Below are 13,138 nucleotides of genomic sequence, written 5' to 3'. Positions count from 1 at the left end.
GGCAAATATAACCGTATACGTCGCGAGCAACGCATCTTCTTACCCTTTGGCATGAAGCTGTTCATATCCTATCTTATACTCATTATTGTTCCGATTTCCATTTTTGGTTATATGGCGAACACGATTCTTGTGAATCTCTACGGGAAGCAGATGAATACGAATCTGGCAGGGACACTGGCCCAAATTTGTGACAATATCAATTACAAGTTGGAGGATACGCAAAGACTTTCCGATAGTCTTTATTTTGACGAAAGCTTCCCGCTCGAAATTATGCGTTATGAGGAGGGCTGGGTCAGCTACCAGACGACAACCAAGCTGCTGATTCCGAAATTCAGGCAAACAGTGGATTCAACCAACCGGAAAGTGTGGATGAGTGTGTATCTGAAAAACGAGACGCTCCCGGAGATTTATAATAATGATGATTCCATGTCCGATGCCTTGGCAAAAGGGAAGCACTGGGAATTGTTTCATTTGGCGCGGATTGAAGATAAAGCATGGTACAAAAATTTTCCCAAAGAGGATTACGGCAAAACCGTGGTGTGGCAGCAGGTGGAGGACGACAGCAAATTCGGCCGGATTTCGCTGCTTCGGAGACTGGTGGACACGCGGAATCCGACCAAGCTGGAAACGATCGGATTCGTACGGATCAGTGTGTATCTCTCTGAAATTTTCCAGAGCGTGGACATTAACAAAATCGGCAGCGGCAGCATGCTGCTCGTGCTCGACGACAATGATCAGATCATGTACGGCTCGGGGGATCATGTGCCTGACAGGCAATCCAACTACAATCTGATGGATGTATCGCGTTTCACGGTTTTGGGTGAACAGCTGCCCAAATTGAACTGGAGGATGACCGCCTTAGTCCCCGACACCATCATTCAGCATGAAACACGCAAGGTTAATATTTTGACGCTTGTCATTTGTCTTGCCAGTTTTGTCGTGATCATTCTGGTGGCGCTTGGCGTGTCGAGATTCTTTTCCAAACGGGTATCGAAGGTGGTATCGGTCCTGAGCATGTTCCAGCAGGGGGATTTTCATAAACGGGTGCATTACAGAGGAAATGATGAATTTTCGATGATCGCGGCTTCGCTCAACAAGCTTGGAGAGCATACGGAGCATCTCATCGAAGAGGTCTACATGACGAATCTGAAGAAAAAGGAAGCGGAGCTGGAAACGCTGCAGGCTCAGATCAATCCGCATTTCCTGTACAATACCCTGTCCTCCATCAGCAGGCTGGCCAAGTTCGGACAGGTGGACAAGCAGCATCAGATGGTCATGAACCTGGCGAAGTTTTACCGGTTGACGCTGAACGAGGGGCAAACGATTATCCCCATCCATAAAGAACTGGAGCAAACGCAGGCTTATATCGATATTCAAAAGGTAAAATACGGAGAGCGCATGGATGTGGAGTTCAACATCGATTCAAGCATCGTCAATTTCGTCACGGTAAAGCTGATTTTGCAGCCATTTCTGGAGAATGCCATGCAGCATGCTTGGCGTGGAGACCGGATCTACATCCGCATCAGCGGGCGCCTGGACAAGGAGCAGGATTCCATTCTGTTCGAAATCATGGATGACGGCAACGGCATGAGCAAGGAGATGCTGCACCAGGCGACGACGTCCATGAACAACAATCCGGGAATAGCCAAAGGAACCGGCAGGGGAAGAGGGTATGGCATCCGCAATGTGAACGAGCGCATCAAGCTTTATTTTGGAAAAGATTACGGCGTGCAGCTGTTCAGCAGACCCGGCATCGGCACCGTCGTTTCCATCCGGATACCGCTTCAGCGCGCGAAGCACGTGACTTCAGCTCCGCTCGATACCTCATGGACCGGATAACATGAATAGCCTCTCGTTAGCTAATGAGCTGATGAAGAGGCTTTCTTTCAGGAGCATGTATGATGCAGAGAGCTTTAAGTCGGCGGGGCTTCTGTGGTACGATACATTCTAACGAATGATGGAGAGCAGGTTATAAGTGAATGACAGAACAGAGACAAGAGCGCTTCCGCTTCAGCGAAGCTCCGATATGGGAATGGCAGCGGAAGTATTTTGAAGAGCAGGGGCTCAAAGCCTGGAACAATGACCAGGTACCGCAGTATATTACGAGCAATCCGATGATCGCGGAGGCTTACGCCGAAATGATCTTTGGATTTTTGCGGGACCGGGCCGCGCAAGGAGAAACGAAGGAATGTGTGACCATTGTGGAGCTTGGCGCGGGAGCGGGGAGGCTTGCATTTCACGTGCTGCAAAAATGCTGCGAGCTTCGTGACTATGCAGGGATTCCCCTGCCTCCTTTCCGGTACGTGATGACGGATTTGCCAATGAAAAACGTGGAGAGCTGGGAGCGGCATCCTGCTCTGCAGACGTATATAGATCAGGGACTGCTCGACTTTGCCAGATTCGATGCCGTGGCGGACCACGAGCTCAACCTGACCGTGTCGGGAACGACGCTCCGGCCCGGTGATTTGCAGCAGCCGCTGCTCATCGTTGCCAACTATTTCTTTGACAGCATTCCGCAAGAGCTGCTTTATGTGGGAGATGGCCGCATCTACGAATGTGACGTCATCGTCGATTTTCCGGATACACCGGAGAAGCTATCCCCGGCTCAGTTGCTGGAAAATTTGTCGATGGACTACTCGCACCGCCGTGCACCTGAATATGAACATGCGGATTTTCCATACAAGGATGTCATTGCCTTGTACCAGGAGGAGCTGGAGGACTCGCATATTTTGTTTCCGGCCGTTGGACTGGAATGCCTTGAAAGGCTGAGCCGATTGTCCCGGGCGGGATTTCTGCTGCTCACGGCAGACAAAGGCGACCACCGTCTGGAGAACTGGAAGTTTGCAGAGCCTCCCGAATTGGTGCTGCATGGCAGCTTTTCGCTCACGGCGAATTACCATGCGATTCAGCATGTGTTCGAGCAGAGAAGGGCAGAGTCTCTTTTTACGTCCCAATACTATAAAAATTTGAATGTCGGCTGTATCCTGATGCTGGAGAAGCCGATGAATTACGTGAATACCCGTCTGGCGTATCGCCGGTCGATCGAACGGTTCGGGCCGGACGAATTCTTTTCCCTGAAGGAATGGGTCGATCGTCATGTGGAATCGATGGGAGTGCAGCCGCTGCTTGCCTTTTGGCGGCTTGGCGGATATGACGCTGAATTTTTCATCCAAAGCGCCAAGCGTTTCTCCAGCCTGCTGCCGGAAGCGAGCGATGAGGAAATGACGGATATCCGGCGTGGCATTCATAAGATGTGGTCTTCATTTTACGTCATGGAGCAGCGCTATGATTTGGCGCTCGATGCCGGATTGCTGCTGTTTGAAATGGAGCAGTATGAGGATTCGAAGCTGTTCCTCGAGGCGTCGCTGGAAGCGGATGAGGAGGCGCCAGTTCCGACGGTTTTGTATTGCCTTGCCATTTGCTGCTATGAGCTTGATCAGATCGAATCGGCGCTCGCCTATACACGCGAGGCGTTGATTCAGGAGCCGGAGCATGAGGAGGCGCTGGATCTGCTGCATGCATTAACCGGTGAAGTGTAGAGCGGGCGACCCGCGATTGCATCTATCAACATTCCTTTGCTGTCAAAGCGACTTTTGCTTCAGAAGCTAGGGAGCTCAAAATAAAAACCCGTAAGCCAGGCGTTAGTACGCTAGTTGGCTTACGGGTTGTTTGTTTAGGTCTTCATCATATCGAAATTAGGCTGGCGATGGCGCTGCCGAGGGGGCCGCGATACTGTCGCTTGCTTGCCCTGAGCCCTGCTGCAGCTGATACATTTGATAGTATCTGCCGCCAAGCTGCATCAGCTCGTCATGATTGCCGCGTTCCACGATTTCGCCGCGATGCAGAACGAGAATCTGGTCGGCACTGCGGATGGTCGATAACCGATGCGCTATGATGAACGTCGTCCGGCCTTTCTTCAATACCTCCAGCGCAGACTGGATCAAGCTTTCCGTCTCCGTGTCGATGTTGGCGGTTGCCTCATCGAGGATCAGGATCGCCGGATCATAAGCCAGAGCCCGCGCGAAGGAGATAAGCTGACGCTGTCCCGCGGACAAGGTGCTGCCTTTTTCGACCACAGGTTCGTCGAACCCTTTCGGCAGATGGGCAAGAATCCGCTCCGCCCCGACATCCCGCAGTGCTTTTTCAACCTGCTCGCGGGTAATTTTTTCGTCGCCAAGGCTTACGTTGGAAGCGATCGTGCCGGTGAAGAGATAGGGATCCTGCAGTACGATGCCCATGTGATGACGGATCCACTGTTTCGGAAGATCCTTTACCTCTTGGCCGTCGATGGTGATGGACCCCATTTGCGGATCATAGAACCGGAACAAAAGGTTGATGATCGAGCTTTTGCCTGAGCCGGTATGGCCGACCAGCGCGACCGTCTGTCCTTGCTCGGCCTCAAAGTTAATATTTTTAAGCACATAGTTATCTTTTTTATAGGCAAAGGATACGTTCTTGAACTCGACGTTTCCTTTGTAGCGCGGCATGGAGCCGTCCGTCACGTCTTCGCCGGGTTCATCCATCAGTGAGAAAACGCGTCCGGCGGATACCATCGAGGAGTCCAGCGCAGCCAGCTGGTTCACCATGCCGGTGATCGGCTGGAACAAGCGGCTGAGCACATCGACGAACGCGTACAGCACGCCGAGCGATACGGCGGTTCCGCCGGAAATGGAGCCGAAGCCGAAATAGGCGAGAATAACGGCAAAGGAAAAGCTGCGGAGCACGTTGACCAGGTTGTGTGTAGTCAAGGCGTTCAAATTCAGCATTTTGTTCTGATGCTTCATATAATCGTCGTTTAAAGCCTCGAATTCCTCCCGGGTTTGCTTTTGCCGGCGGAATACGCGGATGATGGACATCCCTTGAATGGACTCGTTAATGATCGCATTGATTTCGCTCAGGCGCGAGCGGATGATCGTATTGTATTTGGTAGCGAATTTCCGGTAAAGGATAATCCACACGATCAAGAGCGGAACGATGAACAAGCATACGAGACCCAGGCGGACATCCAGCAGGAATAAGGCGATATAAACGCCGGTAATGTAGATGACACCGGAGCTGAAGTTGGCAAGCACGGCCACGAACAGGTCCTTGACCGCTTCCGTGTCATTGGTGATCCGCGAAACGACTTTACCCGCAGGCAAGGAATCGAAAAAATAGACGGGCAGCCGCTGCATATGGGCGTAAACGTCGTTACGAAGCTTCTGAATGACTTTGTTGGCCGAGGATTGAAGCCAGTAGGTCTTTCCGAATTCCGTAAAAATGCTGATCAGAAGGAAGATGCAGTATAATCCGACCAGCTTCAGGATGCCGGGAACCTCCGGCTTGTAAAAGGAATACAGCTCGGCGGCGGAAAGCTTCCGGGCCGGATACTGCGATACTTTGTCGCCATAGGTAATGGTGATTTGTCCGTCAGCGAATTTGCGCTCCCCTTGGGGATTGGTGACGGGCTGATCGATGAAATAGAAGCTGCGACCCGACTGGAGCAGCCGGATTTCGGCGCCTTTGGCCTCTCCGGCTTCAAAGCGGTCTCCGCGCTTGTAGTAATGCCCGTTGTATTCGGCGGCCTGGTCGGCCGTTGTCGTTTCATAATATGGACGCTCGATGCCCAGCATATGATCGTCGATCATGCTCTTGGCGATGAACGGTCCGGCAAGTTCTGCGCCGACGCCGATGGCGAGGGCGATGAAGGCGGCAATGAAAATGCCTTTGGCGGTCAGCGCGTATTGGAATAAACGCTTCCCCGTCCTGGGATTAGGAGTCATAGTGATTCCTCCTCGTTACTCAGATTGTTTTCGACTTGCTGCCGTTCGAATTGCTCGCGGTACCAGCCGCCGCGATCCAGCAGTTCGGCATGGGTACCTTCTTCAATAATGCGGCCTTCATCGAGCACCACGATCCAATCCGCGTGTTCGATCGCGGAAAGGCGATGGGTCGAGATCAGCGTGGTTTTGCCGGAGCGGTGCTCCCGGATGTTATCAACGATGCGCGCTTCCGTGCGGGCATCGACCGCGGATAAGGCATCATCGAGGATCAGAATCTCCGGATCGGAGATAAAGGCCCGCGCCAGCGAAACGCGCTGCTTCTGACCGCCGGAGAGAGACACGCCTTTTTCCCCGACCAAAGTATCGAGTCCGTCGGAGAGCGTGTGCAGATCCTTATCAAAAGCGGCGGTCGCAATCGCCTGCATGATCACATCATCATCGGCTTGATGCTTGCCGAACTGGATGTTCTCCCGGACTGATTTGGAGAACAGGATCTGCTCCTGAGGCACATATCCGACCCAGCTGTGCAGCTGGTCCTTGGCGATCAGCTCAATCGGTGTGCCGGAAATGAGAATGTCGCCCGAGCCTGTCGGATATTCATGAAGGAGCTGCTTGAGCAGCGTCGATTTGCCGCTTCCCGTGCGTCCCACAACGCCCAGCGTTTGCCCGCGGTGAAGCGTCAGGTTGACATGCTTCAGGTTATCGACCGTTGAAGTCGGATAGCGGAAGGTCACGTCTTTGATCGTAATCGTGTCCGGCGAATCGACATGGGCTGGATGCGGAACGTCCTGTACATCCGGAACGACGGACAACGTTTCATCAACGCGGTCGAGGGAAGCACTGCCCCGCTGCATGACATTGATCAGCTCGCCGATGGCGAACATCGGCCAAATCATCATCCCGAGGTACATATTAAACGATACGAGGTCCCCGAGGGTGATCTGATTTTTGAAGACGAGGTAGACGCCGAAGGCGAGCCCGATCACGTAGCTGAGGCCAACGCATAAGCGGATTGTCGGCTCGAACAGCGCATCCATTTTAGCTACGCGCATATTTTTGTGGTACACGTCATCGGCGATAGCCTGAAAGCGGCGTTCATCCGATCTTTCCTGAACGTACGCACGGATGACTCTGACACCGGCCACCGATTCCAGCACCTGATCATTCATATCGCCAAAAGCATCCTGTGCTTCGGTGTAGCGCTCATGAACCTTTTTGCCGTAGATTTTCATTGCGAGTGCGATGAAAGGCAGCGGCAGAATGGCCGCAAGCGTGAGCTTCCAGCTGATCATAAAGCCCATGGCGAATAAGATAACGGTCAGATATGCCGTCGAATCGGTCATGACCAGCATGCCGAATCCGGCGGTATTGGCCACGGCGCGCAGGTCATTGGTCGCCCGGGCCATCAGATCGCCGGTACGGTTCCGTTCAAAGAACGGGGGAGTCATACGCAGCAGCTGGTTCATGTAGCGGGAGCGGAGAATGCGCTCCACCAGATTAGCCCCGCCAAACAGCTTGTGCATCCATATGTACGTGAAAATATAAATCAGAATCAATGTCACTAGGATCAGGACAATGTATTTCGTGAGCGAAGCCCAGGTGATGGAGCCGCGGACGATTTCGTCAATGGCGTTTCCAAGCAGCCTGGGAGGGAACAGCTCACCAATGCCGCATATGATCAGCATGAACAGACCGATCAGATAACGTTTCTTTTCCTGGCGGAAAAACCAGCCGAGGTTTTTAAGTACGGAAAACAAAGCTTTCACTTCCTCTCATGTTGGGTATTGCCGGTAAATGCTGTGTTCAAGCCAAGAAATTAAAAAAGGCACACCGCCCGTAATCGGACGATATGCCTTGGAATCCTAACATATGATGCTCACGGTTGAGTTTCGTGCAACCGGGTCTGAAGGAAGGTTAATGTTCAATGGCTCCTTGAAGTCTGCGAGCAGATTTCAACAATCAGTTCCACCAGCAGGGCTGCACCGGTATTCAGTTGTACGTTGGTTAAAATAATCATGAGTCTTGAACACCTTGCTCACCCTTTCATTGGTAATTAATTGAATTTGGACCTCGTATGCTGAGAATTTTATCACCCTCCTCACAGCTCTGTCAATTTATATTTTCAGGAGATAGGTCTTTAGTGTTATGATATATTGTATAAAGGCAAAGAATTTGTTCGCTTACAACCGATGGAAGGGATGGAAGTCAGATGAAGCTTCGGATCAGTAACGACGCGGCAAAATGGTACATCAAGGAACTGGGGCTGCAAAACGGCAGCGCGCTGCGCTTCTTTCCCCGCTACAGCTCGGGAGGGGGGCTGCATCCGGGTTTTTCGCTGGGAATTTCGGTTGAAGAACCCTATCGTCCGCTGCTCGAAGAGGAAATCGAGGGCATTACCTTTTTCTTGGAAGAGCAGGACGGCTGGTATTTAAGCGGCTACGACCTGGTTGTTCGTTACCTGGAGTCCCAGGACGACATTGAATATATTTATGAAGACGATCAGGAAAATACGACTACGAACGCCGGGTAATTGTAATCTCAGTTTTGCGGAAGGAGGGAGAAGCTTGTCTCATTTGGACCGTGATTTCCGCCAATACATTAAGAAAACGTCCAAAATTACCGTACAGGTAGCCATCCTTGTTAAGAACAAAAACGGGGAAGTGCTGCTGCAGCAAAGGGCGGGTGCTGAGGAATGGGGGCTTCCCCTCGGTTCGATGACACCCGGAGAATCGCTGGAGGATGCGGCCCGCAGGGAATTATGGGAGGAAACATCGCTCACGGCGAAGGAAATGACTTTGCTGAGCATGTTTTCCGGACCGGATTTCAAAAGGGTGAATGGTAGCGGAGACGAAGAATTTCTGGTGATCGCCCTGTACGAAGCGAAAGGCCTGCAAAGCGAGCTGAACTTTAAGGCGGACGTAAACAAGGCCCTTCGTTTCTTCGGGGAACCGTGGCCATCGGTCGATCTGCTCTCGATGACCCTGATGGGCATGTTGCGCAATCACACGGAATAGCGTCTGACCTTGTGTAGCACTGTGCCGCGCAAAAACTCCTTTCCGAGAGGAAAGGAGTTTTTGATTGCTTATGGGCCGCTGCTTAACGGACGGGACTTAGATATTATGGGTGAAATGGTCGCTTTCCACCGCAAACTCGAAGTCGTCGATATCGAATACCTGGACTGGAACCGACGCATCGATGATGCGGTGGATCAGCTCCGGCTGATCGGTCAGCAGAGGGGTCTGTTCACGCTGGGAAACGAGCAGCAGCTCGGTTTCGACCGGGTCGAATAATTCGCCGTATGGCGCCGTGTCCATCGCGTTGACCACCGTAATTCGCGTGGATTCGCCGATGAGAATATAAGGGCTTTTTGCCCATGGCATGTTGAGCGCCTTTTGGATTTTTTTCTTGTTGAGCGGCTCATCGAGATAGTCGACCAGCTCACGTACCTTCTCTTTGACATGTTTATCATCTTCCGCATTGCTCATCAAGGCTTCATCGCTTGATAAAAACTCGTAGAGCTCAAGCAGGCTGGTATACGGTATCATATATTCAACCGGCACGGGAGTCAGCAGCAGTTCTCCGTAAATCGCCAGCATGACCGCTTCCGTAACGAATTGTCTTGACATTTAGGGCCTCCTACAGTTCCCTGCCTAGCGGCAGGGTCTTTGGTTACAGTGTTCTGGTTCGCTCGGATCAAATGCTACAGCTTAAAGATATCTAATCACTGTAAGGAGGAAATGTCAACCGGTGAGCCGCAGAGGGATCCGTTTGACAGGGTATTATAGATATGACATGGCAGTTGTTCAACTTAGAAAGGGGAGTCACTAGGCTTTGAATCCTTGGAAAGCATATTATCGTTTTGTTAAACCTTATACGAAATGGATTGTCATTACGCTGATCATCGGAATGGTGAAATTCAGCATTCCGCTCACGCTGCCGATGATATTGAAATATGTCGTCGACGATCTGCTCATGAATCCGAAGATGAGCGTACAGGAACAGGTAACCCAGCTTTTTCTCATTCTCGGAGGGGCCTTGGTATTATTCATTATCATTCGCGGACCGGTGGAATACTTAAGGCAGTATTTCGCTCAATTCATTACGAGCCGGATTCTGTTTGACATGCGGAACAAGCTGTATGCACACCTGCAGCGGCTGTCCATGCGGTATTACCAGAACACGAAAGTCGGGGAAGCCATTTCCCGCTTTATCAACGACGTGGAGCAGACGAAAAACATCGTGGAAGTCGGCATGATGAATATTTGGCTGGACATGTTTACGCTCCTGTTCGTGCTCGTGGCCATGCTATACCTGAATCCGGTTCTGACGCTCGTCTCGATCGCGATTTTGCCTTTTTACGGCATTGCGGTCAATATGCTGTATAAGCGGCTTAAAAAGCTGACCAAAGACCGTTCCCAAGCACTGGCCGGGATTCAGGCTTATCTGCATGAGCGGATTCAAGGGATTTCGGTGATCCGCAGCTTTACCCTTGAGCGGCATGACCATCAGCAGTTCAAGTCGATCAACCAAAATTTTCTGAACAAGGCGATGGCCGCAACCCGCTGGAACGCGCTTACGTTCTCCATCATCAATACGCTGACCGATATTGCTCCGCTGCTCGTGATCGGCTACGGCGGTTACCGGGTCATTCATCACAGTCTGACGCTGGGCACGTTCGTAGCCTTCTTCGGCTACCTGGACAGGCTGTACGCTCCGCTCAAACGGCTGATCAATTCCTCTACGGTTCTTACGCAGGCTTCGGCCTCATTGGAGAGGGTCATGGAGCTGCTGGACGAGCCGTATGATATCGTGGATGCGCCAGACGCCAAAAATCTGGACGCGCCTGCGCGTAACATTACGTTTGACGGAGTATGGTTCAAGTACAATGAGCAGGGGGACTGGGTATTAAAGGACGTCAACCTGGAGATCGAGCACGGCCAGACGGTGGCTTTTGTCGGCATGAGCGGCGGAGGCAAATCCAGTCTGATCTCGCTCATTCCGCGGTTTTACGATATTCAGCAGGGCAGCGTCCGGATTAACGGCCGGGATGTACGGCAGCTGACGATGGAAAGCGTGCGGGGTTCCGTCGGCATGGTGCTGCAGGATAATTTTCTATTCAGCGGCTCGGTGAAGGACAATATTCTCGTCGGCAATCCGGATGCGCCTCAATCCCAGGTTGAAGCAGCCGCGGTAGCCGCGAACGCCCATGAGTTCATCATGAACCTGCCTCAAGGCTATGACACCGAGGTCGGGGAGAGAGGGGTCAAATTATCCGGGGGGCAGAAGCAGCGGATCGCCATCGCGCGGGTGTTCTTGAAAAATCCGGATATTCTCGTCCTGGATGAGGCGACGTCCGCGCTGGATCTGGAATCGGAGCACTTAATCCAGCAAGCGCTGCAGTCGCTGTCGGCGAACCGCACGACGCTGATCGTCGCGCATCGCTTATCAACCATTACCCATGCCGATCAGATTATCGTGATGGAGCATGGAACGATTACCGAGCAGGGGACGCATGCCGAGCTGATGGCGTTGGACGGAAGCTATGCAAGATTGTTTAACGTGCAGCATCTCGAGGTGTGATCCTTTCATGGATCATGCTGATCGAATTGAAAAAGAGCCTTGGCATAAGCCAAGGCTCTTTTATTGCTTCATCCTGCCCTAGGATCTCCCGATGAGAAGCGACAGAATGCCGGCCGCAATCAAGGGACCGACAGGAACTCCCCGGAACAACGCGACACCGAGCACGGTGCCTATCAGGAGTCCGGCCACGATCGTCGGGTTCATTGACATCAAAGCGGCGCCCCGTCCGCCAAGATACGCCACCAGCATGCCGATGGCGATGGCGAGCAGCGATTTCCAGTTGAGGAACGATTCGCCGATGGTCTGCAGGCTCATTTTGCCGCTAGCAACCGGCGTCATAACGCCGATGGTCAGAATCACGATCCCGACGGTCAACCCATATTTCTCAAGCCACGGGAATACCTGATTCAGATGTAAAACCCGCAGCAGAAGCAGAACGATCATCGCGATCGTAATTGGCGCATTGCTGCTGATAATACCCAAAGCCGCCAGGAGCAGCAGTATGAGTGACGTCATATCCATTCCGGCATCGCCTCCCGAATTCATCATTCCTGTCAACCATACCCTCTATACAGCATTATTCTTAATGTGGCTGGAAAATATCCATCAGCAGCAGATCATGAAAAATGTACCCAAGACAAAGGCTTGACCGTCCGCCTACTTGGTACTCGTAATATGCTCTGCAATCAGCACGCCATGATTGCGGCCTGTTTCGATAAATACTTCATTGGCATTGCGGCCGGAAGCGATGACGCCTGCAACATACAGTCCGGGCACGTTGCTTTCCATCGTTTCGGGATTGTACAGCGGCTTCTCCATATCGCCGTCAAGCTCCACCCCGCAGGAAGAAAGCAGTTTGCGGTCGGGACGGAAGCCGGTCAGGGCGAGCACAAAATCATTGTCGATGCGGTCCGTTTGGCCGTCCTTGTCCTGAATGAGCACCGAATCCTCCGTAATTTCCGTGACATGCGATTGGACGTGAACAGTGATTTTTCCCTTCTGCACCATGGCCTCGAATACAGGACGAACCCAGGGCTTGATGTTTTCGGAGACGGTTTCGCCGCGGTAAACCATATCGATGGTCGCTCCGACGCGAATCAGCTCCATCGCCGCATCGACTGCGGAGTTGCTGCCGCCGATAATGGTTACCTTCATGCCGCTGTAGGGATGGGCCTCGCGGAAATAGTGCGTCACTTTCTCCAGATCCTCTCCCGGGATGCCAATATAATTCGGATGATCAAAATATCCGGTGGAGATGACAACATGCCGCGCCTCGTATTGGTGATGCTTTCCCTTGCGGTCCAGCGTCTTGACGATAAAGGTTTGATCGTTTGTCCGCTCTAACGTCAGAGCTTCCTCGTACTGGGAGATGGCTAGCCCGTAATGCTCCGCCACCTTCCGGTAATAGGCCAGCGCTTCATAGCGAAAAGGCTTGTCATTGGAGGTCGGGAATGGAATATCCCCGATTTCCAGCATCTCGGCCGTACTGAAAAATTGCATATGGGTCGGATATAAAAATATGGAATGCACGAGGCTGTGCTTTTCAATGATCCGCGTGGACAGCCCTCTGCGCTCACATTCGATTGCCGCGGATAATCCGCAGGGACCCGCCCCGATAATGATGACATCTTGCATAGCTTACTTCCTCCTCTGACTATAAACAATTCACTTACCATCCTATCGTAATTTACTGACAAAAACCAGCCGCATACCCGGGATTCGATCGGTGATCATCTTATGAATTGACAGATCGAATTCGATCAGCATATAATTAAACAAACATCAAATTAGATAAA

General features: G+C 52.0%; 10 protein-coding genes. 5 read left to right on the top strand and 5 right to left on the bottom strand.

Annotation, left to right across the window (positions count from 1 at the left end; all coding sequences use genetic code 11):
* Positions 1-51: 51 nt before the first annotated feature.
* Both PCH05_RS21245 and PCH05_RS21240 read left to right on the top strand, forming a co-directional pair.
* Entirely contained in the window at positions 52-1,839 is a 1,788-nt protein-coding gene (locus PCH05_RS21245) for a cache domain-containing sensor histidine kinase (RefSeq protein ID WP_246049842.1), read from the top strand.
* A gap of 140 nt (positions 1,840-1,979) precedes the next feature.
* On the top strand, positions 1,980-3,539 hold the full coding sequence (locus PCH05_RS21240; protein ID WP_127605628.1) for a tetratricopeptide repeat protein: 1,560 nt from the start codon (positions 1,980-1,982) through the stop codon (positions 3,537-3,539).
* Positions 3,540-3,695: 156 nt separating this feature from the next.
* Here the strand turns inward: PCH05_RS21240 and PCH05_RS21235 are convergent, their stop codons facing one another.
* Positions 3,696-5,762 carry an ABC transporter ATP-binding protein gene (locus PCH05_RS21235; protein ID WP_127605626.1) on the bottom strand — a complete coding sequence of 689 codons (2,067 nt, stop codon included), beginning with the start codon at positions 5,760-5,762 and terminating at the stop codon, positions 3,696-3,698.
* Positions 5,759-7,519 (bottom strand): ABC transporter ATP-binding protein, encoded by a 1,761-nt coding sequence (locus PCH05_RS21230; RefSeq protein WP_127605624.1) that lies wholly within the window; start codon positions 7,517-7,519, stop codon positions 5,759-5,761. Before PCH05_RS21230 ends, PCH05_RS21235 begins: the two co-directional genes overlap by 4 nt.
* A 452-nt stretch (positions 7,520-7,971) precedes the next feature.
* Here PCH05_RS21230 and PCH05_RS21225 point away from each other — a divergent pair, with 452 nt between their 5' ends.
* Positions 7,972-8,292: a HesB/YadR/YfhF family protein gene (locus PCH05_RS21225; protein ID WP_127605622.1), complete on the top strand. Its 321-nt coding sequence runs from the start codon at positions 7,972-7,974 to the stop codon at positions 8,290-8,292.
* Positions 8,293-8,326: 34 nt separating this feature from the next.
* Positions 8,327-8,776 carry an NUDIX domain-containing protein gene (locus PCH05_RS21220; RefSeq protein WP_164766747.1) on the top strand — a complete coding sequence of 150 codons (450 nt, stop codon included), beginning with the start codon at positions 8,327-8,329 and terminating at the stop codon, positions 8,774-8,776.
* Between the two features lie 96 nt (positions 8,777-8,872).
* Here the strand turns inward: PCH05_RS21220 and PCH05_RS21215 are convergent, their stop codons facing one another.
* On the bottom strand, positions 8,873-9,388 hold the full coding sequence (locus PCH05_RS21215) for an ADP-heptose synthase (protein WP_127605618.1): 516 nt from the start codon (positions 9,386-9,388) through the stop codon (positions 8,873-8,875).
* A gap of 205 nt (positions 9,389-9,593) precedes the next feature.
* Between PCH05_RS21215 and PCH05_RS21210 the strand changes: the two genes are divergently transcribed.
* A complete protein-coding gene (locus PCH05_RS21210; RefSeq protein ID WP_127605616.1) occupies positions 9,594-11,342 on the top strand; it encodes an ABC transporter ATP-binding protein in 1,749 nt (582 codons plus the stop codon).
* 78 nt (positions 11,343-11,420) lie between these two features.
* On the opposite strand, the gene PCH05_RS21205 is transcribed toward PCH05_RS21210, so the two are convergent.
* Both PCH05_RS21205 and PCH05_RS21200 read right to left on the bottom strand, forming a co-directional pair.
* Positions 11,421-11,864, bottom strand: a complete 444-nt coding sequence (locus tag PCH05_RS21205) for a DUF441 domain-containing protein (protein WP_127605614.1) — start codon at positions 11,862-11,864, stop codon at positions 11,421-11,423.
* Between the two features lie 135 nt (positions 11,865-11,999).
* Positions 12,000-12,977 carry a YpdA family putative bacillithiol disulfide reductase gene (locus tag PCH05_RS21200; protein WP_127605612.1) on the bottom strand — a complete coding sequence of 326 codons (978 nt, stop codon included), beginning with the start codon at positions 12,975-12,977 and terminating at the stop codon, positions 12,000-12,002.
* Positions 12,978-13,138: the final 161 nt, after the last annotated feature.

The sequence above is a fragment of the Paenibacillus chibensis genome, from assembly GCF_004001045.1.
Lineage (GTDB): Bacteria > Bacillota > Bacilli > Paenibacillales > Paenibacillaceae > Paenibacillus_AQ > Paenibacillus_AQ chibensis.
This window is presented reverse-complemented; position numbering and strand designations above follow the sequence as displayed.